Genomic DNA, 24,570 nt, shown 5'->3' with positions numbered 1-24,570 from the left:
GACACGCATAAAAAGCCTCCCATTTCTCATGTCCAAGAAATGGGAGGCAGTTCAGATTTGGTCTCGGCGGGCTTTTTATATCGAGGTTTGCAACTTTACATAACGTAGCTCTAATATGGCCGCGGAATGTGACCGGTGCGGGGGGGCAATCGAGCCACCCCAGACGGGAGGCATGGATGCAGGCTTTCGGTCAGCATGCTGCCGATGATGACGGCGAGCGCGAGGAGGCCCTGGAGGGCCTCAACTTCTTTGACGAGCAAGATGAGGATGACGTCGATGACGAGCCAGGCCATCGAGTGGTCGAGCCCATCGAGGACTTCGATCTTGTCGAGGACGAAGACGAGGACGGATGTCTTGGCACATCCAGGCCGGAGTCTGCTCTGGCTCCCGACGCCTTGAGTCACGCGTTGTTTCACCATCACGGCATGCGAGCAAACGCGCTGCACATGAAGACCGTCTGGCACGATGTCGTGACGGAGGGAGACTCTCCCGCCATCTCCGCTCCACTTGCTGACAAGTCCACGATCATTTGCCGCACTGGCATGCTCATGCTCGCGAGCGGAACGGGCGCCTGGCGCGTGCGCGACACGATGGATCGCGTGGCGAGTGTCCTTGGCGTCACCATTCACGTGGACCTGAGCCTGCTGTCGTTCGAATGCACGTGCATCGAGGGACATCATATTTTCAACGAGGTCGTGAGCTTGCCCACAACGGGAGTGAACACGCACCGCATCTGGATGATGGAGAACTTCCTGCGCGAGATTGAGACGTATGGCAGAAACTTCACGGTGCACGAGTACCACGAGATGCTTGCGACCGTTGAGGGGACGAGGCCAGACTATCGTCCCGTTCAGCAGGGGCTTGCTGCCGGTGCCGCATGCGGTGCCTTCGTTTTTCTCCTTGGTGGCGGTCCGATCGAGATGCTCGGCGCGTTCGTAGGCGCCGGAATCGGCAACTTCGTGCGTTCCACGATGCTCTCGAGAAGGATCGGGCAGTTCAGTGCGCTTGCGATGGGCGTTGCCGTGGCGTGCGTCTGCTATCTGTTGGCGTTGCTCGGACTCTCGTGCTTTGATCCCATGGCTCTTGCGCACGAGGAGGGCTATATCGGTGCCATGCTGTTCGTGATTCCCGGATTTCCCCTCATCACGGCCGGGCTCGACATCTCAAAGCTCGACATGAGAAGCGGCATCGAACGGCTTACGTATGCGGTGTCAATCGTGGTGGTGGCGACGCTCGTGGGATGGGTGGTCGCCGAGTGCGTGGGACTCTCTCCGGATGACTTTGCGCCTCAGGGGCTCGGCGCGCTGCAGCTGACGGCGCTGCGCGCTTTTATGAGCTTCGTTGGCGTATTTGGCTTCTCGATCATGTTCAACAGTCCCGTGCAGATGGCTGCGGCGGCGGGTTGCATTGGCGCGGTCTCGAACACGCTGAGGCTCTCGCTCGTCGATCTCAACGCTCTGATTCCGGCGCTTGGGCTGGCTGGTGGCGTCCCTCCCGAGGCGGCTGCGCTCATTGGAGCGCTTGTCTCGGGGTTGCTCGCGAGTGTGGCCGAGCTCAAGCTCACGTATCCGAGGATTGCCCTAACGGTTCCGTCAATTGTCATCATGGTTCCGGGACTATACCTCTACCGTGCCATGTACTACATGTGTGTCTTCGATACGGCCAACATGTTGAGTTGGTTCGTTCGCGCCGTGCTCATCGTTGCGTTTCTCCCGGTGGGCCTCGGTGCCGCTCGAACGCTCACGGACCCTCGCTGGAGGCATACGTCGTAAGCGAGTCCGATTTGCGCCACATGGCAAACGAGACAAAATCGCTGAGGGCCAGTTGGACACTATGGGCGTCAACTGGAGAAACTATCCAGATACCCATGCCTCGTACCGAGTGCTAAGGGATATAGCTTCATAAGTGACGAGGTATTACCTACCTCTCGCGAGGGTATAAGCTTACAGAGTGCCCGTGCCGCCAGGTGGTCGCACGGGCACCTTGGTTTTGATGGAACGACCGAGGGGGAACCTTCGCATGTTCGACAAGTTCACAGACAAGGCGCGCAAGGTCATGAGCCTCGCCCAGGACGAGGCCCGTGCCCTGGGCCAGATGTACGTGGGCACCGAGCACCTGCTGCTGGCTCTCATCAAGGAGGGCGAGGGCATTGCCGCTCAGGCCCTCTCGAACCTCGACATCACCTATGACGAGACGGTCGAGACGGTCCAGAAGGTCACGGAGCGCTCGAGCGAGCCCGTGCCGGGCGGCCACATCCCGTTCACGCCGCGCGCCAAGCGCGTGCTCGAGGGCGCCTATCGCGAGACGATGAGCCGCGGCGCCACCTACATCTCCACCGAGCACCTGCTGCTGGGCATCGTGCGCGAGGGCAACGGCGTGGCCATGGAGGCGCTTGCGCGCATGGGCGTCTCGGGCGACGCGGTGCGCAACGCTGTGACCGAGCTCATCGACCAGAACGCGCCCAAGGACAACCCGCCGCAGGTCCAGGAGGTGCGCATTGGTCTCGACGGCGTATCCGTGGGCCCCGCGCGCTCCAGCGCCGCCAATAGCGACGACGCCTCGATGCTCGAGCAGTACGGCAAGAACCTCACGGCTCTTGCCGCCGACGGCAAGCTCGACCCCGTCATTGGCCGCGACCGCGAGGTCGAGCGAGTGATGCAGGTCCTGGCGCGCCGTCAGAAGAACAACCCGCTCATCCTGGGCGACCCGGGCGTGGGCAAGACGGCCATCGTCGAGGGCCTTGCCCAGCTCGTGGCTGCCGGCACGGTGCCCGACATGCTGCGTGGCAAGCAGATCTGGACGCTTGACGTCTCTGCGCTCGTCGCTGGCTCCAAGTACCGCGGCGAGTTCGAGGACCGCCTCAAGAAGGTCATCGCCGAGGTCGAGAAGGACGGCAACGTCATCCTGTTCATCGACGAGATGCACACGATCATCGGCGCCGGCTCGGCCGAGGGCTCCATCGACGCCGCGAGCATCCTCAAGCCGCCCCTCTCGCGCGGCGAGATCCAGGTCATCGGCGCCACGACGGCCGAGGAGTACCGCAAGCACATCGAGAAGGACTCCGCGCTCGAGCGCCGCTTCCAGCCGGTGAACATCGCCGAGCCCAGCTGCGAGGACACCCTCAAGATCATCCAGGGCCTCGAGCCCGCCTACGAGCAGCACCACCACGTGCGCTACACGCCCGAGGCGCTGCAGGCGGCCGTGACCCTGTCTGACCGCTACATCCAGGACCGCTTCCTGCCCGACAAGGCCATCGACGTCATCGACGAGGCTGGTGCCCGCACGCGCGTGCACAAGATGGTGCTGCCGCCCGAGATTGCCCAGGTCGACGAGGAGCTCAAGCGCGTGCGTGCCGAGAAGCGCGACACCGTGAGCGCCCAGGAGTTCGAGCAGGCCGCCCGCCTGCGCGACCAGGAGAAGCAGCTCGAGGCCCAGCGCGACGAGCTCGAGAAAACCTGGCACAAGCAGATGGAGGGCAACGTTGTGACGGTCGACGAGGCCGCCATCGCAGACGTGGTCTCCTCGATCACGGGCGTGCCTGTCTCGAACCTCACCGAGGCCGAGGCATCCAAGCTGCTGCGCTGCGAGGAGGTTCTCCACCAGCGCGTCATTGGCCAGGACGAGGCCGTGAGCGGCGTGGCCCGCGCCATCCGCCGCGGCCGCTCGCCGCTCAAGGACCCGCGTCGCCCCGGCGGTTCGTTCATCTTCCTGGGTCCCTCGGGCGTGGGCAAGACCGAGCTCGCCAAGTCGCTCGCCGAGTTCCTCTTTGGCTCGCAGGACGCGCTCATCACCTTTGACATGAGCGAGTTCATGGAGAAGTTCGCCGTAAGCAAGCTCGTGGGTGCCCCTCCGGGATACGTGGGCTACGACGAGGGCGGCGAGCTCACCAAGGCCGTGCGCCGCAGGCCCTATTCCGTGGTGCTGTTCGACGAGATCGAGAAGGCCCACCCCGATGTCTTCAACATCCTCCTCCAGATTCTGGACGAGGGTAGGCTCACCGACGGCCAGGGTCGCAAGGTGGACTTCTCGAACACCGTCATCATCATGACGAGCAACGTGGGCGCGCGCGAGATCGCCAAGCCGGGCGGCATGGGCTTTGGCACGAGCGCGGGCAAGCTCTCCGATGAGGAGATCAAGAGCCGCGCGATGGGCGAGCTCAAGAAGCTGTTCCGTCCCGAGTTCCTCAACCGCGTTGACGAGATCGTGGTCTTCAAGTCTCTCTCGAGCGAGCAGATTCGCGGCATCGTTGACCTCATGGTGGCCGAGCTGCGCAACCGCCTCATTGGCCAGGGCATGTCCATCGAGCTTACCGACGCCGCGAAGGACGTGCTTGCCAAGGAGGGAACCGACCCAATCTATGGCGCGAGGCCGCTGCGCCGCGCCATCCAGACCCTCATCGAAGACCCGCTGGCCGAGCAGCTGCTGGCCCAGGGCTGGGGCGCCGGCGACATCGTGCTGGTCGATGTGGGCGAAGACGGCAAGCTCACCTTCTCCAAGGGTGCGGGCGCCATTCCCGAGCGCACCGAGCGCGAGCACATGGACCTGCCGGCCGCCATGGGCACGTGGAGCGCCCCTACGGGCGGCAGTGGCCGCGGCGCCTCTGGCGGCTCCGACGCGGGCCTTGCCGCCGCGGGCAACTAGTTGCGTGGAACGGGGCGGCTGCATCGAGCGGCCGCCCCGTTTTCTTTTGAGCGCGCGCCAAACGTACGTTGGGACAGAATAGCCCGTAGCCTTTCTGTCCCACTTTTCCTGCGGTTTGGGACAGAAAGGCTACGGGCTATTCCGTCCCATAAAAAGAGGGAGGCTGCCATCCGAGTGGATGGCAGCCTCCCTTGTCGTTGCTTCTTCTTGGCGTCTAGCCCAGGGCGGCGCAGAGGGCGTCGATGAGCGAGACGGCCAGCATCTGCGAGTCGTTGAGCGTGAACGTGCCGTCGTAGGAGCCGCCAGGCAGCTCCACGCGAATCACGGGCGGCTTGCGGCGGGCGCTCTCGAGGGCCGTGCGCAGGCGCAGGGCCAGGTCCTCGCCCTCGGTCATCGTGACGTTGGAGACGTTGGAGACGGCGGGGCGCGGCGTGGAGGCCAGCACGAGCACGGCGTTGTCGGCGGGCGTGGCCGCGTCAATGCTCTCGACCAGGTGCAGACCGGTGTTCTGCGAGGTGGCGCTGGCGATGTTCCAGATGCGGCCGGCCACGTTGCGGGCGATGGGGTCCTCGGCCGTGAGGGCGATGTGCACCTCGTCGAGCACGAGCGCGGCGCGGGCAAAGCCCATGCCGCTCTGCGGGTGCGGGCCGTTGGCGGGCTTGCCGGCCCAGACGTGGCGCAGGCGCTCGAGGGCGTCGAAGGTGTCGGAGAAGGCGATACCGTCTGCGAGCATGCCCACGTTCTCCTGGAACATCTTCACGGCGCCCTCGGTGTGGGGGCCGTAGTAGCCGTCCGCCTCGCCGCAGGAGAAGCCCAGCACGTTGAGGGCGTTCTGCAGGCAGCGCACGTCGTTGCCGTGGAAGTTGGGGAGGCGCAGGTAGAGCGTGCGGTCGCCCATCTGGTAGCACTCGTCGACGAGCGCAGACCAGCAGGTCGCGTCGACCTCGCTGGAGAGCGGCAGGTTCTGGCCCAGGCGGAAGCGCGCCACGGCGTTGGCGGTGGAGCTGCCAAACGTCGAGGTCTTGCGCTCGCCCTCGTCGATGTCAAAGCCCAGCGAGGCAAGGCGCTCCTGTACGTCCTCGACCACGGCGCCCGTCATACTCTCACGAATCGGATCCATCGTGTACTCCTTGACTAGTCGCCCCGAGCAAGCGCGGCGGCCAAGCAAGCTGCCGGCTGGCTAGCTTGCGCGATTTACAAAGAACTGCGCCATTGAGCATAGCAGCTCGCAGGCATCTGCCGAGATGAGACCGTCCTGCTCGAGCCCATGGGCGAGCCCCTCGGCCTGTGCCACCTCGCTTGCGGCAAGGTCACGGCAGCCCTCGATGCCGCCGCCAAGCTCGATGAGCTCCACGGCCCGGGCGAGCGTGGCGGCCTCGGTTGCCTGGCTGCCCAGGATGCCCACGAGCTCGTCCCTCTCGGCCGCGCCAAGGTTCTCGAGGGCATGCACCACGGCGAGCGTGCGCTTGCCCTCGGTGATGTCGCTGCGGAAGTCCTTGCCCTGGGCCTCGGCGTCTCCCACGAGGTTCAGCAAATCGTCCTGCAGCTGGAAGGCGATTCCCGCGTGCAGGCCCACCTTGCGCAGGCCCTCCCTGAGCGCGTCGCCCGCGCCCGCGGCAGCGGCGCCGATGAGCAGCGGCGAGGCCGCCGAGTACCAGGCCGTCTTGCTCGTCACCATGTAGACGTAGTCGTCAGTGGTGACGTCCCAGCGCTCGTCGCGGGCCCAGCCCAGGTCGAGCGCCTGACCCTCGAGGGTGTGGAGCTCCATCTCGACCAGGCGGCGCAGCACCTCGGGCTTGCGCTCCTCGGGAAGGGCGGCGTCCTGCAGCACCACGTCGATGACCTGTACGAGCGCGAGGTCGCCCATGTTGGTGGCCACACCCACGCCCTGCGTCTTGTAGAGGCAGGGCTCGCCGCGGCGCAGCTCGCTGGCGTCGGCGATGTCATCGTGGATGAGCGCCGCGCTCTGGAAGAGCTCGATGGCAACGGCGGGGGCCAGCGCCACCTTGGCGTTGCCGCCTGCGGCCTCGGCACCCATGAGGCACAAGACGGGGCGCACGCGCTTGCCGCCCTCGGCCGTGAAGTGGGCGAGGGGCTCGTAGAGGTAGCGCTCGAGGTCTACGGCGACGCCCTCGCTGGTGAGCGGCCGTGCCGAAGCGGCGGCGAGGCGCTCGTTCACCAGGGGCAGGCGGGCGCGCAGGTAATCGACGAAGCTGCTCACGCGCTACTCCTCGAAGCCGTTGGGGTTGTGGCTCTGCCAGTTCCAGGAGTCGCGGCACATGTCATTGATGTCGTACTGGGCCTTCCAGCCAAGCATCCTCTCGGCCTTGCTCGCGTCGCACCAGTTGGCGGCGATGTCGCCACCGCGGCGCTCGCGGATGACGTAAGGGAGCTCCTTGCCGCAGGCCTTGGAGAAGGCGGCGACGACCTCGAGGACCGAGCTGCCCTTGCCGGTGCCGAGGTTGAAGACCTCGACGCCCTCGCGGCCGTTCATCCAGTTGAGGGCCGCGACGTGGCCGCGGGCCAGGTCGACGACGTGGATGTAGTCGCGCACGCCGGTGCCATCGGGCGTGGGATAGTCGTTGCCGTACACCTGGACGGCGGCGAGCTTGCCCACGGCGACCTGCGCCACGTAGGGCACGAGGTTATTGGGGATGCCCTTGGGGTCCTCACCGATGAGTCCGGAGGGGTGCGCGCCGATGGGGTTGAAGTAGCGCAGCAGCACGACGTTCCACTCGGGGTCGGCGGTGTGGAGGTCGGTGAGGATCTGCTCGATCATCCACTTGGTCCAGCCGTAGGGGTTGGTGGCCGGCTTCTTGGGGCTCTCCTCGGTGAGGGGGAGGCTGTCGGGGTCGCCGTAGACGGTGCTGGAGCTCGAGAAGATGATCGACTTGCAGCCGTGGTTGCGCATGACGTCAACGAGTACGAGCGTGTTCTCGATGTTGTTGTGGTAGTACTCGATGGGCTTGGTGACAGACTCGCCCACGGCCTTGAAGCCAGCGAAGTGGATGACGCGGTCGATGTCGTGCTGGTCGAAGATGCGGTTCATCGCGTCGCGGTCGAGCACGTTGTCCTCGTAGAACGTGAGGCGCTGGGCGGCCTCGTCGCCCACAATCTGGCGCACGCGGTCGAGCGCGATGGCGCTGGCGTTGGAGAGGTCGTCGACCACGACGACCTCGTAGCCGCTCTGCAGCAGCTCGATGACGGTGTGCGAGCCGATGAACCCGGCGCCGCCGGTGACGAGCACGCAGGTGTCCTGGGGCTTGATTGCTTCGCTCATGGGGATCCTTTCGCCTGTGGCGATCGTTTGTTGTTGCGAGGCTTGGGCGCACGTGCGCCTTTGTCCAACTTTTAAGTATATCGCGCCAGCTGCGGCGCCTGTGGAGCATGGGTGTGGGCGGGCTGCTTGTAAAAGAAAGCCGCCTTGTGACGAGGGGTCACAAGGCGGCGATCAAACGGGCGCTGATTGTGCGAGCTAGGCGGCCCAGCCCCAGCGCGGGGTCACCGTGGTGCCGTAGGTGCCAATCCAGGCGTCGACGCTCATCGTCTGGATGGAACCCACGTTGTGCATGACCATGCCGCCGCCGATGTAGATGCCCACATGTCCGTAGACCCTGCCGGCCGCGGTGCCGGTCCAGGTGCTCACGGCGATGATCATGCCAGGCTGCAGGTCTGCCTTGTTGGAGCTCGTGCAGAAGTTCCAGTACATGTTGTTGGCGTTGCCGCCCGGGTAGCCCAAGCCCGCGCGCGAGTAGACCTGCGAGACCCACATGGCGCACAGGCCGCTGCCGGGTGAGCCCACCTGGTAGCAGGCGTTGACGATGGCCTGGCCCTTGACCGATGCGCTGGCGCCCGACAGACTGCCCGTCACGCCTGAGGCGCCCGAGCTGCCGTTGTTGCGGTTGGCTGCTGCGGCGGCAGCGGCCTTGGCGGCCTCGGCCTGGCGGCGCTCCTCCTCGGCGGCGGCGAGGATCTCGGCGTCGCGCTTGGCCATGAGGTCGCGCACGTCGTCGCTCAGGTTGTCGACGATGGAGGACGCCTCGTCCTGCTTGGCCTGGACGGCGGCGAGCTCCTCGGTCTGCTGCTGCTTGAGCTGTTCGAGCTCTGACTGCTTCTGCTCGAGCTCGGCCTTCTGTGCGTCGAGCTCGGCCTTGGCGCGCTTGACGTCGCTGATGAGCTGCTCATCGCTGGCGTTGATCTTGCCCAGATAGTAGAGGTTGTTGCTGAGCTCCTCGAAGCTGCCCGAGTTGAGCAGCACGGAGAGCAGGTCGGCGTTGCCCGTCTTGTAGTTGCTCGAGATGCGGGCGCTCAGGCGGTCCTGCTTGTCGGCGATCTCTGCCTGCTTGGCGTCGATCTCGTCCTGCTTGTCCTGGATGTCTGCCTGGACCTGCTCGATCTGGCTGACCGTGTCGTTGAGCTTCTCGTTGAGCTCCACGTACTCGGCCGAGATGGCGTCGAGTTTGGCCTGTGCCTCGTCGAGCTGGGCCTGCGCGGAGTTGAGGGCGTCCGTCGTCTCCTTGGAGGCCTTGGCCGCGAATGCCGGCAGCGGGTTTGCGACGAGGCCTGCTGTGACGGCGGTGATGCCGAGCATGGCCTTGAGGGCCGCGCGGCGCGTCATGAGGGTGGGTTCATAGGGTGAAGCGTCCCGGTTGGGGCGCTGGATGCTTCGCGACATGGCTGCTCCAATTTGAGTGCGTTTGCCTGTGGTTGAGCGTCGTGAATCGTATCTGAACAGCATAGCCCATCGCCTGCCGCGCGAGAAGAAATGGTGGACGAGTGGTCTAAATCCCCAAGAAGCCAAGCGCCAGAAGGACGGCCGCCCACAGCGCGCATGCGGCGACAAAGGCGAGGTCGAGGCCCGTGACGCGCTGCTCGTGGTAGCGGGTGCGGCCCCGGCCCCCCTCGTAGCAGCGGGCGTCGAGGGCGCGCGAGAGGTTGTCGGCGTGGCGGATGGCGCCCGCGAGCACGGGAACGAGCACGCTCGAGAGGGCGCGCACGCGGTTCGCGAGGCCGCCCTCGTCAAAGGTTGCGCCGCGGGCCACCTGGGCGTCGCGCACCGAGGTCACCTCGTCGGCGATAACGGGCACGAAGCGCAGGGCGAGCGAGAAGATCATCGCGATCTCGTGCGCGGGAAGCCCCAGCCTTCCCAGGGGCGACAGCAGTGACTCGAGTGCGTCGGTGATGGCGGTGGGCGTCGTGGTGAGGAGCAGCAGCGCACCCATCCCCACGGCCATGACGAGGCGCAGGGCGTAGAGCAGCGCCACCCAGGGGCCGTCGCTCGTGATGGTGAGGGGGCCCAGCTGCGCGAGGGGCGTGCCGGTGTGGGTGAGGAACAGGTTGAACACGGCCACGAGCAGGGCAAACGGCACGACGGGCCGCACGCTCGCGGCAACGGTCGCGGGCCTTGTGCCCGACAGGGCAACGAGGGCCGCGAACAGGGCCACCGCCAGCGCAAGCTGCGTGGGCGTGGTCACGATAAACATGAGGACGAGCAGCACCACGAGGCACAGCGACTTCACGCGGGCGTCGAGCTGGTGGAGTGCGGATGTGCCGGGCTGGTAGCGGCCGATGGGTGAGCTCAGCATGGGGTCTCGCCTCCGCGGATGCGCAGGGAGCGTTCGAGGACGGTGCGCGTGAGGGGCTCGCCCAGGGTTGCGCGCGCGATGCCCCACTCGTCCTCGAGCTGGTGGGCGAGGACGAGCGCGTCGGGCAGGCCAAGGCCGAGGTCGTGGAGCTCGGCCTCGTGGGCGAAGACCTCGCGCGGGGTGCCGCAGAGGGCAACGCGGCCGCGGTCGAGGGTAACCACGCGGTCGGCAAGCTCGGCGGCGTCGTCCATCGAGTGGGTGATGAGGACGATGGCGCGGCCCGCCTCGTGGAGGGTGCGCACGATGTCGCGCAGCAGGCTCGCGCCGCGCGGGTCGAGCGCGCTCATGGGCTCGTCGAGGACGAGCAACCTGGGCTCCATGGCAAGGACGCCCGCGAGTGCCACGAGGCGCTGCTGGCCGCCGGAGAGCTCGAAGGGCGAGCTGCCGGCCTTCCCGGCAATGCCCAGGAGCTCAAGCTGGCTGGCGACGCGTTCGTCTACCTCAGCCTTTGAGAGGCCAAGGTTGCGCGGGCCGTAGGCGACGTCGTCGTAGACCGTCTCGGCAAAGAGCTGGCGCTCGGGGCGCTGCATCACGTAGCCCACGAGGCCGCGCAGCTCGCGGCGGCGCCTGCGGTCCTGCGTGTCCACGCCAAAGACCTCGACCGTGCCCGCGGTGGGCGCCGCCAGCGCGCAGGCGAGGCGCGCGAGCGTCGACTTGCCCGAGCCCGTGTGGCCCGCAAGGGCAACGAGCTCGCCGGGGGCAACGGCAAGCGAGAGACCGTCGAGCACGGGGGCTCCGTCGTAGGCAAACGAGACGTTTTGCATCAAGAGGGCGGGCGCGGGCGAGCCGGCCTTGCCCTTTTCGTTGGTGCCCTTCTCGTCCAGGTTCTTCTCGGCCTGGCTCTTGTTGGGGGCGGGGGCGTCACCGGCTGCGGAAGCGTGCGTGGCCGGGGCCGTCTGGGCTGCGAGCTCGTGGGCGCTTAAAGTACAAGAGGCGCACGGGGCACACGGGGTGCCGCCCGCGCCCAGCTGGTGGGCAACCTCGGCAACGAGCGGCAGCTCAAGGCCTGCGTCCGCAAGCTCGTCTGCGTGCGAGAAGACCTCGCGCGGCGTGCCCTCGAGGACGATCTTGCCGGCCCTCATGACGATGGCGCGGTCTGCGGCGAGCGCCTCGTCCATGAAGTGGGTCACGTGCACGAGCGTGGCGCCCGCGGCCTGCAGGCGGTCGAGCACGCGCATGATTCCGCGCCGGCCGCGCACGTCGAGCATGGCGCCCGGCTCGTCGAGCACGAGCATGTCGGGATGCATGGCCAGGGCGCCTGCGATGGCGACGCGCTGCTGTTGGCCGCCCGAGAGGCGCGCCGGGTCTGCCTGGGCAAAGGGTGCAAGCGCCACGCGCGCCAGCTCGTCTTCGACGCGCCGCCGCATATCGGCGGGGTCGACGCCCAGGTTCTCGGGACCAAAGGCCACGTCGTCTGCAACGACGCTCGTGACAATCTGGTCCTCGGGGTTCTGGAACACGAGGCCCGTGTGATGGCGCGCCTCGCGGTAGGCGTCCGCGTCCACGCGCGTTCCGTCGAAGGTAACGCGGCCGCAGAGCTCAACGATGCCCTCGTCGGGCGCCTCGAGGCCCGCGAGCAGCTGCGCGAGCGTCGACTTGCCCGAGCCGTTCGCGCCCAGCACACAGAGGCGCTCGCCGGCGCGCACTTCGAGGGAGACGCCGTCGAGCGCCCAGGTGGCGCGCCCGTCGTAGGAGAGGCGGGCGCGCGTAAGGCGTGCGCGTATGTTCTGGCTTGCTGCCACCGGCCGCTTCTAGCGGGCGATGAGCTTGGAGACGGGTTTGTAGGCGATGGCCGTGACGGCGCAGTTAAGCACGACCTTCACCACATTGAAGGGGATGAGCGCGGGCACGAGCAGGGGGATGACGTCGGCGGCGGTCATCGACGGGGTGTAGAGCGGCGTCACGATGATGTTGGCGACGCAGGCCACGACCAGCACGGTGACGCCGGCGATGACCATGCCGGCAATGGCGCCGGAGCGCGTGTGCTTCTTGGCATAGATGGCCGAGGCAGGAAGCACGAGCGCGAGCGTGCAGAGGATGCCCATGAGGCCGCCCCACGGGTCCATGAGGACGTGCGGCATCCAGGACAGCACCGAGATGAGCGCGCCGGTAAGCGGGCCAAACGCGAGACCGGCGATGAGGCAGACGGCGCCAGACGGGTCGTACTTGAGCCATGCGACGGGCGGCACGGGAATCTCGATGTAGCTTGCGATCATCGACACGGCAACAAACAGCGCGCAGATGGCGATGCGCTGAGTAGACCAGCCACCCGAGGTGGTACCGGTGGTTGCGTGGGTAGACGAGTGCACAGAATTGGCCATGGTGGCCCTCCGTTTCTTCCATCCGGACTGTACCGTTGGCCCCGGACTCTCACCGGGTCGGCCGCGTATTCGCGGGTTGCGGGCTTCCACATCTCCTGCGGTTACCGCCAGTGGGGAATCTCACCCCGCCCTGAAACTGACAACCACAGGCTAGCCATGCGTATGTGTGGTGTCAATGGGCTTGCGGGCGGGTACGCTACGATTTGGACGATAAGAACGAGGCGGGCCAATGCGTGTCAATGCGCGCCCGCATGCACCCAAGGAGTTCCGATGCCAATGGATATCGAGAAGCTCGAGGCGCTCGCCGGCGCGCTCGTGGCCGTGGTGGGCGAGGATGGCGTGCGCCGCGACGAGCCCATGAGCGCCCACACCACCTTCAAGGTGGGCGGACCCGCAGACCTGTTCGTCTCGCCCGCGAGCGAGGACGAGCTCGTGCGCGTTGTGCGTGCCTGCCGCGACACGGGCGTCGAGCACTTCCTGCTGGGCCTGGGCAGCGACCTGCTCGTGGGCGACGGCGGCTACCGCGGCGTCATGGTCGACTGCGCGGGCGCCCTCGACGACATCCTCATGCTGGGAGATCCCCGCGAGCGCTGCCAGCTCGTGTGCCAGGCGGGCGCGGCCATCGCCGACGCCTCGGCCCTCGCGGCCTCGCTGGGCCTCACGGGCCTGGAGTTTGCCTGCGGCATCCCCGGCAGCGTGGGCGGCGCGGTCTTCATGAACGCGGGCGCCTACGACGGCTGCTGCGCCGACGTCCTCGAGAGCGTGCGTTGCCTCATGCCGAGTGGCTTCGTGGAGCAGATCGCGGTGGCGGACCTCGAGATGGGATACCGCACGAGCCGCGTGCGCACCGAGGGGCTCGTCGTGCTCTCGGCCACCTTCGCGCTCGACCCGGGCGACCCGGCGGCGATCGCCGCGCGCGTCGAGGAGCTCACGGAGGCTCGCGAGAGCAAGCAGCCGCTCGAGCTGCCGAGCGCCGGCTCCACGTTCAAGCGCCCCGAGGGCCACTTCGCCGGCAAGCTCATCACCGACGCCGGGCTCAAGGGCTACCAGGTGGGTGGCGCGGCCGTCTCGACCAAGCATGCGGGCTTCGTCGTGAACGTGGGCGGCGCCACGGCGGCGGACGTGCGCGCCGTGATCGACCACGTCCGTGCCGAGGTCAAGCGTCAGTTTGACGTGGAGCTCGAGCCTGAGGTTCGCTTCGTGGGCGAGTTCTAGGGCTTTGGGACAGAGCCGCCCGTAGCTTTACTGTCCCGCTTTTCCTGCGGTTTGGGACGATAAGGCTACGGGCTCAATCGTCCCAGGATGGCGGGGTGGCGCGGCTGCGCTACTCCGCCATTTCTGCATGGAGGACCAGCAGCGGGGCGATGACGCTCGCGGTGACCGAGAAGTCCTCGGGCGCGGTGGTCATGACCGCTATGGCCACGTCTCCCGTGGCCGTGCGCGCCACACCGGCGTCGACGGTGGTTGAGAAGGCCGCGTCGTCGTCTGGGTACCAGCCGGCCTTTGACCAGGTGGTGCCCCAGGCGCAGCCCACGTGCCGAAGCGACGAGACCTCGGGGTGCGTGAGCTCGTCCGCGAGCCACGCGGCGCCCGGCTCGTCCGAGGCAAGGTAGGCGTGGCACTGCTGCCAGAGTGCTGCGAGCTGGCGCGGCGTTACGAACTCGTAGAAGTTGTCGGCGATGCCGCCCTCGCGCGCGGGCGCGGCCGAGGCCTCCACCACCTCGGTTATGCCCGAGTTCGCCATCTGCTCGGCGCCCGAGGCGTCGACGAGGGCGTGCATGGGCGCGTCGGTGTAGCTCGAGCGAAACGAGGCGTAGGCGTCGTTGTCCGAGTGGCGCAGAATCGCGTCGATGCGCCCATCTGCGGGGGCGCCGTCTCCCAGCACGTTCTGCACGACCGACACGACGTAGGGTCCCTTGATGGAGCTTGCCGAGTAGAACGCGTTGTCCGCGTGGTAGCTCACGGTGGCCCCGCTGCCAAGGTCGACCATTACGAAGCCCACCTGGTGGCCCTGCCCCTCGATGGCGCAGATGGCCTCGTCGAGGGGTCTGAGCTGGGAGGCGTTGGCGGTGGCGCCGCTCACGTCGACACGGCTCGGCTGCTCGCGGACGAGGGGCGCGCAGGTGAGCAGCCCCTGCGCAAAGGAGGGGGAGCCGTCTTGGGTGGCGAGCTGGGGCGTGGTGAGGTCGAGGGCGAGCGCCGGGGTGGGGCTTGCGAGCGCGGCCACGACGGAGGTGCCGCCAACAAACGCTCCCACCAGCGCCTTGCTGCCTCTGTGCCCGCTCGTCACGTGCCCCACGCCCACTCCCTTCCTTGCTCGATGGGCTAGCTTGTTCCCAGAAACTACCTTACATAATCATGCCATGCATATATGCATGGGCGCGCCGCTTGCCTTCGTCCTTCTCGCCCTTCTCGCACAAAAAGGGGCCGGCCCCTTGCGAGGCCGGCGCCAAACCGGGTGGTGTTGCCCGCGCTAGTTCTTGAGCGAGTTGAGCGGGGCTGGGAAGCGGCCGCCTCGGTGGGCGAGGACGTGGCCCGCGTTGGGGTTCACGTGCATGACCGGGGCGCGGCCAAACAGGCCGCCAAACTCCACCGAGTCTCCCTCAGACTTGCCGATGGCCGGGATGAGGCGCACGGCGGTCGTCTTGTTGTTGATGACGCCGATGGCCATCTCGTCGGCGATGATGCCGGCGATGGCCTCGACGGGCGTGTCGCCGGGAACCGCAATCATGTCGAGGCCCACCGAGCACACGCAGGTCATGGCCTCGAGCTTCTCGAGCGAGAGGGCGCCCGCCTCGGCCGCCTCGATCATGCCCGCGTCCTCGGACACCGGGATGAAGGCGCCCGACAGGCCGCCCACGCTGGAGCTCGCCATGACGCCGCCCTTCTTGACGGCGTCGTTGAGCATGGCCAGGGCGCACGTGGTGCCGGGGCCTCCGCAGGTGCCCACGCCAATGATCTCGAGGATGCGGGCCACGGAGTCGCCGATGGCGGGGGTGGGGGCCAGCGACAGGTCGACGATGCCCTTCTCCTTGCCCAGGCGACGCGCGGCCTCGCGGCTCATGAGCTCGCCGGCGCGCGTGATCTTGAACGCGGTCTGCTTGATGCGCTCGGCGACCTCCATCATGCTGGCTGTCTCGGGCAGCTCCTCGAGGGCGGCGGCCATGACGCCGGGGCCCGAGACGCCCACGTTGATCACGGCGTCGGCCTCACCCGAGCCGTGCGTGGCGCCGGCCATGAAGGGCGAGTCCTCGACCATGTTGGAGAAGACGACGAACTTGCTTGCGCCGATGGAGTCCTGGTCGGCGGTGAGGCGGGCGCAGTCGAGCACCGTCTGGGCCACCATGAGCACGGCGTCCATGTTGATGCCGGCGCGCAGACTCGCGACGTTGACGCTCGAGCACACGCGGCTCGTGCTCGCCAGGGCCTCGGGGATGCAACGGATGAGCCTGCGGTCGGCGTCGCCGATGCCCTTGTGGACGAGCGCGGAGTAGCCGCCCAGGTAGTCGATGCCAAGCGTGGCGGCGGCGCGGTCGAGCGCGTGGGCGAGCGGCACGAGGTCCGCGTCGGGGCAGGCCGCGGCAATCTGGGCGATGGGCGTCACGGAGACGCGCTTGTTGACGATGGGGATGCCATACTCGCGCTCGAGGCTCTCGGCAACGGGCACGAGGTTCTCGGCGGTCTTGGTGATGTGGTCGTAGACCTTGGTGCACATGCGATCCATGTTCTCGTCCGCGCAGCCCATGAGCGAGATGCCCATCGTGATGGTGCGGATGTCGAGGTGCTGCTCGGTGACCATGTTGAGTGTCTCGGTGACCTCTTCTGCGGTGATTGACACAGTGTCCCCTTAGCTGTCGAGCCTACGGTATCGCTTCATTATGCACGCAACGCCGACTGGCCCGCAGGTCAGTCGGCGCATCTGTAGCGTTCTGTTTACAGCGGTGATGAATATGTCATCACATGCGCTGGGACATGTAATGCTACGGGCTGTAGTGTCCCAGGTGGGCTAGCGCCAGCAGGGTTGGACGGCCATGCCCACGAGGCTCGCGCCGGTGTGGACGATGAGGTCGGGCGAGATGCCGCTGCGCACCACGTCGATGACGTTGGGGATGGTCTCGAGGATCTTGCCCGTGAGCTCGTCGAGCCTGTCCTCGGCCTTGGTGCAGCACACGGCGCAGACAACGCGCTCGTAGCGCTTGGCCTGCTCCTGGACAAACGCCAGCTCTGCGGCGAGGGCCTTCTCCCAGCCGCGGGCTTTCTTGACCGTGGCGTACTTGCCCTCGGCGTCGCAGTAGAAGACGGGCTTGATGTTGAGGGCGCTGCCCAGGCGATACGTCGCCTCGTTGATGCGGCCGCCGTGGCGCAGGTACTTGAGCTCGCGCACCGTGAAGTAGACGCGCGTGTGCTCGGAGAGGTCTGCGAGCCTAGGTCCCAGCTCCTCGAAGGGAGCGCCCGCCTCGATCATCTCGACCGCGGCCATGACCACGAGACCCGCGGCGACGCCGATGCTCTTGGTGTCGACCACGGTGACGGGGAAGCCCTCCATCTGCCTGGCGACGAGCTCGGCGGTCTGGCAGGTGGCCGAGAGCCCCGAGCTGATCGTCACGAGCACGGCGCGCTCGTAGCCGTCGGCGCGTGCGGCCTCGAGGGCGGCCTGGATGTCTGCGGGGCTCGGCAGGCTCGTGGTGGGAATCTCGGTGGCGAAGCGGTCGATGACCTCGTCGGTGGTGATGTCGACGCCCGAGCGGTACGAGCCGTCCGCGTAGTTCACCACCAGGGGGATGTTGCGCACGTCATGGGCCTCGCAGAAGTCTGCGGGGGTGTTGGTGCCCGTGTCCGTGAGGACGGCGATGCGCTGGTCGTTCATGGTCTCTCCTCGCTGGCGTTCCGCGGCCGTGCCGTTAACTCTTGAGCGGCAGTATAGCCTATGAATATGGAGGATTAGCACATCTAGTATTTAAAACAAGATGTGCTGCTTTTCATAATGTGTAAACTAGCGTGGACGAGAAGAACGCCGGCGTGCAGGTGCCGGCGACGCCGCGGTCGAGAAGGTCGTGCGTGGCGGACACGCGAGGGGAGGGTGGTCCATGACGCTCGACGATGACGAGGCGCGCGAGCTGGCGCGTCGCATGGCCTGCGCCCACATCATGCGCATTGACGAGATACCTCGCATCGAGCTCTACCTCGACCAGGTGCTTGCGCTCGTGTCGCAGAGCCTGTCGTTCATGGCCCTTCCCGGCGAGGAGCTGCTGACCGGCTCGATGGTCAACAACTACGTGAAGCAGCGCGTCGTGCCCGCGCCGCAGCGCCGCCGCTACACGCGCCGCCACGTGGCGACCCTCATCTTTGTGTGCTCGTTCAAGCGCGTGTTCTCGATCTCGCAGATTCGTGATCTGTACCAGGCCTGCGTCGACCGCGGGGTCAACGTGGCGGCCACCTATGACGCGCTGGCGGGCTCGCTCGAGGATGCGCTTGCCCAGCGCTTCGACGGAACCGTGTCCCTCTCGACGCCCACCGTCGAGCTCACCGACGCCGAGGGCACGCCCGTTGCCCCCGACCTCGCCCGCGTGATGGAGGCTGGCGTCGAGGCGGTGGCCGACAAGGTCTTCGTGGAGCAGACACTGCTGCTGGGGCGCTAGGCGCGGCCGGCGCGTGGTATTGCTCGTGTTCAACCCGTAGGGACGCGCCGCGGCCGCGCGCGTGCGCAGGCGGCGCGGTTACAATAAGAACGTTGTGCATATTCCGGACGCGCAGGCGTCCGCAGGTGTCCGCGCGAGGGTGCGGGCAAGGATAGAAGGAGAGTCCATGAGCACGGTCTACGTCTTTGGTCACAAGAACCCCGACAACGACGCCATCATGTCGGCCGTCGTGCTGTCGCAGCTGCTCAACCAGGTCAACTACGACGGCAACACCTACGTTGCCCGCCGCCTGGGCTCGCTGCCCGCCGAGTCTGCCAAGCTCCTCGCCGACAACGGTGTGGCCGAGCCCGAGCTGCTCGAGGTCATCGAGGCCGCCGACGAGCCCCAGCAGGTCGTTCTCACCGACCACAACGAGGATGGCCAGACCGTCGACGGCATCGCCAACGCCGTCGTCACCGGCGTTGTCGACCACCACCGCATCGGCGGCTTCACCACGGCCGCCCCGCTGCACTACATCGCCCTGCCCTGGGGCTCCAGCTGCACCATCGTCGCCAAGCTCTTCGAGGTCCTGGGCGTCGAGCCCACGCGCGAGCAGGCCACGCTGCTGCTCTCGGCCATGATGACCGACACGCTCATGCTCAAGAGCCCCACCACCACCGATGTCGACCGCGCCGTCGCCGCCAAGCTCGGCGAGCAGGTGGGCGTCGACCCGGTCAAGTTTGGCATGGAGGTCTTCCTTACCCGTCCGTCCGGCTCCTTCACCGCAGCCGAGATGGTCGGCAACGACATCAAGATGTTCGAGCCCGCCGGCAAGAAGCTGCTCATCGGCCAGTACGAGACCGTCGACAAGAGCCGCGCGCTCGGCATGATCGACGAGATTCGCGAGGCCATGCGCGCCTACGCCGCCGAGAAGGGTGCTGACGGCATTGTCCTGTGCATCACCGACATCATGGAGGAGGGCTCGCAGGTCCTGCTCGAGGGCGAGACCGAGGCTGCTCAAAAGGGCCTGGGCATTGCCGACGAGCACGACGGCGTCTGGATGCCGGGCGTCCTCTCCCGCAAGAAGCAGGTCGCCGCTCCGATCCTGGCTGCCGCCGAGTAGGGACTCGTGGAATTCCCGTGGGGCGCACGTTGGGCTGACGCCGGGCGCGGGGCCGTGCGGGTAGATAGATTGAGACTGGGCCGCCGGCGCATGCGCTGGCGGCCTTCTTGAGACGCGGGCACCAACCCGCACGTTCGGGCCACGCGCCCAGAAGAAGGATGTGACATGCCCCAGACCCCAGAGTCCGTCATCGACGAGGAGATCATCCGCGTCGACGCGGTGGCGCAGCGCATTGAGAAGCGAGACTCGCGCCACAAGATCACGTCGAACGGCACCATTGCCGCCGCGGTCATGGTGCTCGCGGCGATCCTCGCCGTCATCGTGGCCAACACCCCCGCCTACGAGACGGTCCACCATTTCTTCGAGACGGGCCTCACGCTTGGCGTCGGCGACTGGTCTGCCACGATCACCCTCGAGCAGTTTGTCAACGACTTTCTCATGGCGATCTTCTTCCTGCTCGTGGGCATCGAGCTCAAGTACGAGATGACCGTGGGCCAGCTGAGGCGCCCGCGCCAGGCGGCCCTGCCGATGCTCGCCGCCGTGGGCGGCGTGGCCGTACCTTCGATCATCTACATGCTGCTGAACCTGGGCGAGGGCGGCGCCCCGCACGGCTGGGCCGTGCCGATGGCCACCGACATCGCCTTCGCGCTGGGCATCATGTCGCTTCTGGGCGACCGCGTGGCGCCTGCCACCAAGGTGTTCTTCTCGACCCTCGCCATCGCCGACGACATCCTGGCCATCATTGTGATCGCGGTGTTCTACGGCCAGACGCCGAGCATCCCGTGGCTCGCCGCGTCGCTTGGCTGCGTCGTGGTGCTCGCGGCCCTGCACCACTGCCACGTCTACAGCTCGCGCTGGTACATCCTCGTGGGCCTCGTGCTGTGGGTGTGCATGTTCAACTCGGGCATCCACGCCACGCTCGCGGGCGTCGTGCTCGCGCTGTTCCTTCCGGCCCGCTCCGACATCCAGCTCGATGCCCTGCGCGACTGGCTCTCCGACAAGGCCAACCTGCTCGATGACGCCTACGATGCCGAGTCCCACGTGCTGGGCCAGCACGACTTCACGGTTGCGGCCGAGGGCGTCGAGCAGGTCATGCACCACGTGACCCCGCCGCTCGAGCGCGTCGAGAACGCCATCTCGGTGTTCGTGAACTTCTTCGTGCTGCCGCTCTTTGCCTTCGTGAATGCCCAGGTGTGCCTCGTGGGCGCGGACCCCGCGGCCATCATCGCCGACCCGGTGACCCGCGGCGTGTTCCTGGGCGCCTTTCTCGGCAAGCCCATCGGCATCATCGGCGTGACGTTCATGCTAGTGAAGATTGGCTTTGCCAAGCTGCCGCGCGGTGTCGACTGGAAGCAGATCGTGGGCGTGGGCCTCATGGGTGGCCTGGGCTTCACGATGTCGATACTCATCGCGGGCCTGGCCTTCACCGTCGAGAGCGAGGTGCTGGCCGCCAAGTGCGCCATCCTCGCCGGCTCGGTCGTCGCGGCCGTGGTGGGCAGCGTGTTCATTCTCGTTGCCACCAAGAAGCCCGAGGGTCCCGAGCAGCCCATGGAGGAGTAGAGCGGCCGCGGCCTTCTCGCGCACGCCATGATGTCGCAAGACAAGGGACGCCCCGTCACGCATTGATCGTGGCGGGGCGTCTTCGTATGTATGTGGACTGGTGCACCTGGGCTTGCCGGGAGGGCACGGGCGGCCGCGGGGCCGTGGCCGCCCGTGCCCGTACTGGTTGGCGGGATGCGGGCGGCAGGCCGTGGGGCGGCGCCTCTTGCGCTACTCGACCGTGCCGAAGCGCTGGGTCCAGCCGTGGGCGGCCAGCGCCGAGTTGAGCTGGTCTGCGAGACGGGCGCGCTCGTAGACGCCGTTGGGCAGGCAGGAGACAATCTCGAGCAGGTCGTAGTCGAGGTCGTACGTCTCGGCCATGACCTGGGCGTCGAGGTTGTCCACAAACTCGGCGGAGGCATAGAGCGAGTCGACGAAGCGCTGCAGCTCGCCAAACTCGTCTGAGTTGGGAATGTAGGGCGGTTTATCCATGCGACACATGGTAACGCATATACTCACAGTGCAGGGGCGCGCCGACGCCTGAGATGTGCGAATGGAGACGACCATGGCTAACGTCTACGAGAGCATGACCACTGAGGAGCTGGACGAGCAGATCAAGGGACTCGAGGCCGACGTCGAGGAGCTGCGCGGCCGCGGCCTCGCGCTCGACATGGCCCGCGGCAAGCCGTCGCCCGAGCAGGTCGACCTGGCCCGCCCGATGCTCGATGTGCTGACCTCCTCCTCCGACCTCACCGACGATGGCGTCGACGCCGCCAACTACGGCTGCCCCGACGGCGTGCCCTCGGCCCGCCGCCTTATGGCCCAGATCTTGGGCGTGAACCCGGAAAACCTCGTGCTGGGCGGCTCGTCGAGCCTCAACATCATGCACGACGCCGTGCTCCACGGCTGGGTCAAGGGCGTCGCCGGCTGCGAGCCGCAGTGCCAGCAGGCCGCGCGCGGCACACTCAGGTGGCTGTGCCCGAGCCCCGGCTACGACCGCCACTTTGGCGTGACGGCCAACGTGGGCTTTGAGAACGTGCCCGTCGCCATGGGTCCGGACGGCCCCGACATGGACGAGGTCCAGCGCCTCGTCGAGGGCGACCCATCGGTCAAGGGCATCTGGTGCGTGCCCAAGTACTCCAACCCCACGGGCATCACCTACTCCGACGAGGTCGTGCGCCGCATGGCCTCGCTCAAGCCTGCCGCGCCCGACTTCCGCATCTACTGGGACAACGCCTACATCGTCCACGAGCTCACCGACGAGCCCGACGAGCTGCTCGAGGTCTTTGGCGCCGTGGCCGAGGCCGGCGGCGACAACCTCGTCTATGAGTTCGCCTCGACCAGCAAGGTGACCTTCCCGGGCAGCGGCATCGCCGCTGTGGCCGCAAGCGACGCCGACATCGCCGACCTCAAGGCCTGGTTTGGCGTGGAGCGCGTGTGCTCCGACAAGCTCGCCCAGCTCATGCATGCCCGCTGGCTGCCCAACGCCAACGCCGTGCGCGACCACATGGCCGAGCAGGCCAAGGTGCTGCGCCCGCGCTTCGACCTGGTGGAGCGCAAGCTCACCGAGGGCCTGGGCGAGCTTGGCTGCGCCACGTGGTCGCACCCCAAGGGCGGCTACTTCGTCTCGTTCGACGGCCCCGAGGGCTCGGCCAAGGCCATCGTTGCCCTGGCGGCAGACCTGGGCGTCAAGATGACCGGTGCCGGCGCCACCTGGCCCTACGGCAAGGACCCGCGTGACACCAACATCCGAATTGCCCCCTCGTACCCCACGCTCGTCGACCTCGGCGCCGCGCTCGACGTGTTCGTCGCCTGTGTGAAGCTCGTCTCGGCACGCCTGGCCCGCGCCGCCCGCTAGCACCCTGGGACAAAATGGCCCGGAGCTTTTTTGTCCCAGTTCCCTGCGGCTTTGAGGGCAAGACCCCGCGCTCGACAGTTCTTTGACGAGGAGAGGGCGGTGGCGCGCGCAGCGTCGCCGCCCGCTCTGCTATCCTTGCGGGATGGTAATTTGGTGGCTTGGGGTAGAATGAGCCGCACGTGTCCTTCTTGGCCCTAGGGTTGACGCGGGGACGTACATATATGTAGGTGGCCCCGCGAGGCTATGGCAGGAGGATCGTATGGCATCGAAGAAGCACGAGCAGGTCGAGGAGAAGCCCGAGAGCGTAGACCTGGGGACGACGGGCCGCGGCCACCACGCCAGCGAGGAGTCCGAGCCCAGCCGCACAGTCAAGCCCTCGAGCCGCCGCCCGCTGGTGCTCGTTGCCGTCATTCTCGTGTCCATCATCATGGTGGGCTCCATCCTGCTGCCGTCGCTGTCGGCGATTGTCTCGGGCATGCAGGCCTCGAGCTCGAGTTCGAGCACGGATGCCGCGCAGACGAGCGCGACCGCGGCCACGACCAACTCCTACATGGACCAGCTCGACAGTCGCTACCAGTCCACGGCAGACTCGCTCGAGGCCAAGCTCGAGAGCAACCCCAACGACGCGGCGGCTCTCATCAACCTCGCCAACACCTACCTCACCTGGGGCGATATGGCAAAGAACTACGCCAGCACCGACGAGGAGAACGCCCACGTCACCGACCTTCTCCAGAAGGCCGAGGGCTACTATGACACCTACCTCGAGAGCAACGACGCCGCCGCCGCGCACGTGAACCGCGCGCTGTGCCGGTACTACCTGGGCGACTCGGCCGGCGCCATCTCCGCGCTCGAGAAGTTCGTCGCCGCCACGCCCGACTACGCGCCCGCCTGGGCCAACCTCGGCATGATCTATCAGGAGACGGGCGACACCAACAAGGCCGAGGACGCCTACAACAAGGCGCTCGAGGTCGACCCGAACGACGAGAACGGCATGAAGAGCTACGTCACCTCGCAGCTCCAGTCAATCACCAGCTCGGCCGACGCCGCCACCACCGGTGACGCGTCCGCAGACGCCGAGTAGCAAAGGGGGATGGGCATGGACCTTTCCATTACCACGACTTCCAACGACGCGACGCGCCTCGTGAGCGTCGCCGGCGAGGTCGACGTCTCGAACGCCGACAAGCTCCGCGAGGCCGTCGACGAGGCACTGGGCGCAAAGCCCGCCCGCGTCGAGGTCGACCTTGCCGAGACCAGCTACATCGACTCGACTGGCATTGGCGTGCTGGTTGGTGCCGCCACCCGCGCGGGCGAGGACGGCATCGGCTTCGAGGTCGCCAACCCGCAGCACAACGTGCGCCGCGTGCTGGGGCTTCTGGGCGTTGAGAAAGCGCTGAACGTACAGGACTAGCAGACTTGTGCGCACCCCTCGAGGCGCGCGCAATCGCCCAAGGAGGCTTACGTGTTCGGCATCGGAGATACAGAGTTCATACTCATTCTCGTGTTTGCGTTCCTGCTGTTTGGCCCGGACAAGCTGCCGGGCATGGGCCGCACCATTGGTCGTGCCCTCAGGCAGTTCCGCACCGCGCAGGAGGGCGTGACCAAGGTCGTCCAGTCCGAGATCATCGACCCCATCCAGGACGCCGCCAACTCGCCCATGGGCAAGGCCGCGGCCAAGGCCCAGGAGGAGGACGCCGACCTCACCGAGGAGGAGGTCGCAGCCGCCAAGCCGGCCGAGACCTTCGCTGAGCGCCGCGCGCGCCTGGCCGCCGAGAAGGCTGCAGCTGCCGAGAAGGCCACCAAGGCCGATGACGGTGAGGCCCCCGCA

General features: G+C 67.0%; 21 protein-coding genes and 1 riboswitch. Of the genes, 10 read left to right on the top strand and 11 right to left on the bottom strand.

Annotated elements, in window-relative coordinates; translation table 11 throughout:
• The first annotated feature begins 176 nt into the window (after positions 1-176).
• Complete coding sequence (locus AC1VTH_RS01390) at positions 177-1,772, top strand: threonine/serine exporter family protein (protein ID WP_481334357.1); 1,596 nt, start codon at positions 177-179, stop codon at positions 1,770-1,772.
• A gap of 247 nt (positions 1,773-2,019) precedes the next feature.
• On the top strand, positions 2,020-4,641 hold the full coding sequence (locus AC1VTH_RS01385; RefSeq protein WP_481334355.1) for an ATP-dependent Clp protease ATP-binding subunit: 2,622 nt from the start codon (positions 2,020-2,022) through the stop codon (positions 4,639-4,641).
• 214 nt (positions 4,642-4,855) lie between these two features.
• Here AC1VTH_RS01385 and AC1VTH_RS01380 read toward each other — a convergent pair whose 3' ends face one another.
• The 7 genes from AC1VTH_RS01380 to AC1VTH_RS01350 form a co-directional block, all read right to left on the bottom strand.
• On the bottom strand, positions 4,856-5,761 hold the full coding sequence (locus AC1VTH_RS01380; RefSeq protein WP_293673295.1) for a peptidoglycan-binding domain-containing protein: 906 nt from the start codon (positions 5,759-5,761) through the stop codon (positions 4,856-4,858).
• A 60-nt stretch (positions 5,762-5,821) separates the two neighbouring features.
• Entirely contained in the window at positions 5,822-6,862 is a 1,041-nt protein-coding gene (locus AC1VTH_RS01375) for a polyprenyl synthetase family protein (protein WP_481334353.1), read from the bottom strand.
• Between the two features lie 3 nt (positions 6,863-6,865).
• Positions 6,866-7,921, bottom strand: coding sequence for a UDP-glucose 4-epimerase GalE (gene galE, locus AC1VTH_RS01370; RefSeq protein WP_293673293.1), 1,056 nt, complete (start codon positions 7,919-7,921; stop codon positions 6,866-6,868).
• A gap of 195 nt (positions 7,922-8,116) precedes the next feature.
• Positions 8,117-9,316, bottom strand: coding sequence for a coiled-coil domain-containing protein (locus tag AC1VTH_RS01365; RefSeq protein WP_301829781.1), 1,200 nt, complete (start codon positions 9,314-9,316; stop codon positions 8,117-8,119).
• Between the two features lie 106 nt (positions 9,317-9,422).
• A complete protein-coding gene (locus AC1VTH_RS01360) occupies positions 9,423-10,226 on the bottom strand; it encodes an energy-coupling factor transporter transmembrane component T family protein (RefSeq protein WP_481334350.1) in 804 nt (267 codons plus the stop codon).
• A complete protein-coding gene (locus tag AC1VTH_RS01355) occupies positions 10,220-12,028 on the bottom strand; it encodes an ABC transporter ATP-binding protein (protein ID WP_481334348.1) in 1,809 nt (602 codons plus the stop codon). Before AC1VTH_RS01355 ends, AC1VTH_RS01360 begins: the two co-directional genes overlap by 7 nt.
• A gap of 9 nt (positions 12,029-12,037) precedes the next feature.
• Positions 12,038-12,607, bottom strand: coding sequence for an ECF transporter S component (locus tag AC1VTH_RS01350; protein WP_481334346.1), 570 nt, complete (start codon positions 12,605-12,607; stop codon positions 12,038-12,040).
• Between the two features lie 6 nt (positions 12,608-12,613).
• Positions 12,614-12,749, bottom strand: a riboswitch (FMN riboswitch).
• Positions 12,750-12,877: 128 nt separating this feature from the next.
• Here AC1VTH_RS01350 and murB point away from each other — a divergent pair.
• Entirely contained in the window at positions 12,878-13,822 is a 945-nt protein-coding gene (murB, locus tag AC1VTH_RS01345; RefSeq protein WP_481334344.1) for a UDP-N-acetylmuramate dehydrogenase, read from the top strand.
• A 109-nt stretch (positions 13,823-13,931) separates the two neighbouring features.
• Here murB and AC1VTH_RS01340 read toward each other — a convergent pair whose 3' ends face one another.
• The 3 genes from AC1VTH_RS01340 to AC1VTH_RS01330 all read right to left on the bottom strand — a co-directional run bounded on the left by AC1VTH_RS01340 (position 13,932) and on the right by AC1VTH_RS01330 (position 17,474).
• Positions 13,932-14,864, bottom strand: a complete 933-nt coding sequence (locus tag AC1VTH_RS01340) for a serine hydrolase (RefSeq protein WP_481334342.1) — start codon at positions 14,862-14,864, stop codon at positions 13,932-13,934.
• Between the two features lie 216 nt (positions 14,865-15,080).
• The gene (locus AC1VTH_RS01335; RefSeq protein WP_293826250.1) at positions 15,081-16,445 is read right to left on the bottom strand and encodes a PFL family protein; all 1,365 of its coding nucleotides are present in this window, start codon (positions 16,443-16,445) and stop codon (positions 15,081-15,083) included.
• Positions 16,446-16,613: 168 nt separating this feature from the next.
• Positions 16,614-17,474, bottom strand: coding sequence for a DegV family protein (locus AC1VTH_RS01330; protein ID WP_481334340.1), 861 nt, complete (start codon positions 17,472-17,474; stop codon positions 16,614-16,616).
• A 220-nt stretch (positions 17,475-17,694) separates the two neighbouring features.
• Between AC1VTH_RS01330 and AC1VTH_RS01325 the strand changes: the two genes are divergently transcribed.
• The 3 genes from AC1VTH_RS01325 (at position 17,695) to nhaA (ending at position 20,908) form a co-directional block, all read left to right on the top strand.
• A complete protein-coding gene (locus AC1VTH_RS01325) occupies positions 17,695-18,246 on the top strand; it encodes a DUF1836 domain-containing protein (RefSeq protein ID WP_481334339.1) in 552 nt (183 codons plus the stop codon).
• Between the two features lie 166 nt (positions 18,247-18,412).
• A complete protein-coding gene (locus AC1VTH_RS01320) occupies positions 18,413-19,348 on the top strand; it encodes a manganese-dependent inorganic pyrophosphatase (protein ID WP_481334338.1) in 936 nt (311 codons plus the stop codon).
• A 165-nt stretch (positions 19,349-19,513) separates the two neighbouring features.
• Positions 19,514-20,908 (top strand): Na+/H+ antiporter NhaA, encoded by a 1,395-nt coding sequence (nhaA, locus tag AC1VTH_RS01315; protein ID WP_481334336.1) that lies wholly within the window; start codon positions 19,514-19,516, stop codon positions 20,906-20,908.
• Positions 20,909-21,118: 210 nt separating this feature from the next.
• Here the strand turns inward: nhaA and AC1VTH_RS01310 are convergent, their stop codons facing one another.
• A complete protein-coding gene (locus tag AC1VTH_RS01310) occupies positions 21,119-21,379 on the bottom strand; it encodes a hypothetical protein (protein ID WP_481334334.1) in 261 nt (86 codons plus the stop codon).
• A 73-nt stretch (positions 21,380-21,452) separates the two neighbouring features.
• On the opposite strand from AC1VTH_RS01310, the gene AC1VTH_RS01305 reads away from it, so the two are divergent.
• The 4 genes from AC1VTH_RS01305 to AC1VTH_RS01290 all read left to right on the top strand — a co-directional run.
• Positions 21,453-22,745 (top strand): aspartate aminotransferase type Ic, encoded by a 1,293-nt coding sequence (locus AC1VTH_RS01305; protein WP_481334332.1) that lies wholly within the window; start codon positions 21,453-21,455, stop codon positions 22,743-22,745.
• A 259-nt stretch (positions 22,746-23,004) separates the two neighbouring features.
• Positions 23,005-23,826, top strand: a complete 822-nt coding sequence (locus AC1VTH_RS01300; protein WP_481334330.1) for a tetratricopeptide repeat protein — start codon at positions 23,005-23,007, stop codon at positions 23,824-23,826.
• A gap of 15 nt (positions 23,827-23,841) precedes the next feature.
• Positions 23,842-24,153: an STAS domain-containing protein gene (locus AC1VTH_RS01295; protein WP_293673829.1), complete on the top strand. Its 312-nt coding sequence runs from the start codon at positions 23,842-23,844 to the stop codon at positions 24,151-24,153.
• A 51-nt stretch (positions 24,154-24,204) separates the two neighbouring features.
• A partial coding sequence (locus tag AC1VTH_RS01290) for a Sec-independent protein translocase subunit TatA/TatB (protein WP_481334328.1) occupies positions 24,205-24,570 on the top strand: 366 nt, incomplete at its 3' end.

It is taken from the genome of Parolsenella sp., assembly GCF_982402205.1.
This window is presented reverse-complemented; position numbering and strand designations above follow the sequence as displayed.

Coding starts and splice junctions, on each gene's coding strand:
- AC1VTH_RS01390 (WP_481334357.1), top strand. CDS start 177: ATGCAGGCTTTCGGTCAGCATGCTGCCGATGATGACGGCGAGCGCGAG.
- AC1VTH_RS01385 (WP_481334355.1), top strand. CDS start 2,020: ATGTTCGACAAGTTCACAGACAAGGCGCGCAAGGTCATGAGCCTCGCC.
- AC1VTH_RS01380 (WP_293673295.1), bottom strand. CDS start 5,761: ATGGATCCGATTCGTGAGAGTATGACGGGCGCCGTGGTCGAGGACGTA.
- galE (WP_293673293.1), bottom strand. CDS start 7,921: ATGAGCGAAGCAATCAAGCCCCAGGACACCTGCGTGCTCGTCACCGGC.
- AC1VTH_RS01365 (WP_301829781.1), bottom strand. CDS start 9,316: ATGTCGCGAAGCATCCAGCGCCCCAACCGGGACGCTTCACCCTATGAA.
- AC1VTH_RS01360 (WP_481334350.1), bottom strand. CDS start 10,226: ATGCTGAGCTCACCCATCGGCCGCTACCAGCCCGGCACATCCGCACTC.
- AC1VTH_RS01350 (WP_481334346.1), bottom strand. CDS start 12,607: ATGGCCAATTCTGTGCACTCGTCTACCCACGCAACCACCGGTACCACC.
- murB (WP_481334344.1), top strand. CDS start 12,878: ATGCCAATGGATATCGAGAAGCTCGAGGCGCTCGCCGGCGCGCTCGTG.
- AC1VTH_RS01330 (WP_481334340.1), bottom strand. CDS start 17,474: ATGAACGACCAGCGCATCGCCGTCCTCACGGACACGGGCACCAACACC.
- AC1VTH_RS01325 (WP_481334339.1), top strand. CDS start 17,695: ATGACGCTCGACGATGACGAGGCGCGCGAGCTGGCGCGTCGCATGGCC.
- AC1VTH_RS01320 (WP_481334338.1), top strand. CDS start 18,413: ATGAGCACGGTCTACGTCTTTGGTCACAAGAACCCCGACAACGACGCC.
- nhaA (WP_481334336.1), top strand. CDS start 19,514: ATGCCCCAGACCCCAGAGTCCGTCATCGACGAGGAGATCATCCGCGTC.
- AC1VTH_RS01310 (WP_481334334.1), bottom strand. CDS start 21,379: ATGGATAAACCGCCCTACATTCCCAACTCAGACGAGTTTGGCGAGCTG.
- AC1VTH_RS01305 (WP_481334332.1), top strand. CDS start 21,453: ATGGCTAACGTCTACGAGAGCATGACCACTGAGGAGCTGGACGAGCAG.
- AC1VTH_RS01300 (WP_481334330.1), top strand. CDS start 23,005: ATGGCATCGAAGAAGCACGAGCAGGTCGAGGAGAAGCCCGAGAGCGTA.
- AC1VTH_RS01295 (WP_293673829.1), top strand. CDS start 23,842: ATGGACCTTTCCATTACCACGACTTCCAACGACGCGACGCGCCTCGTG.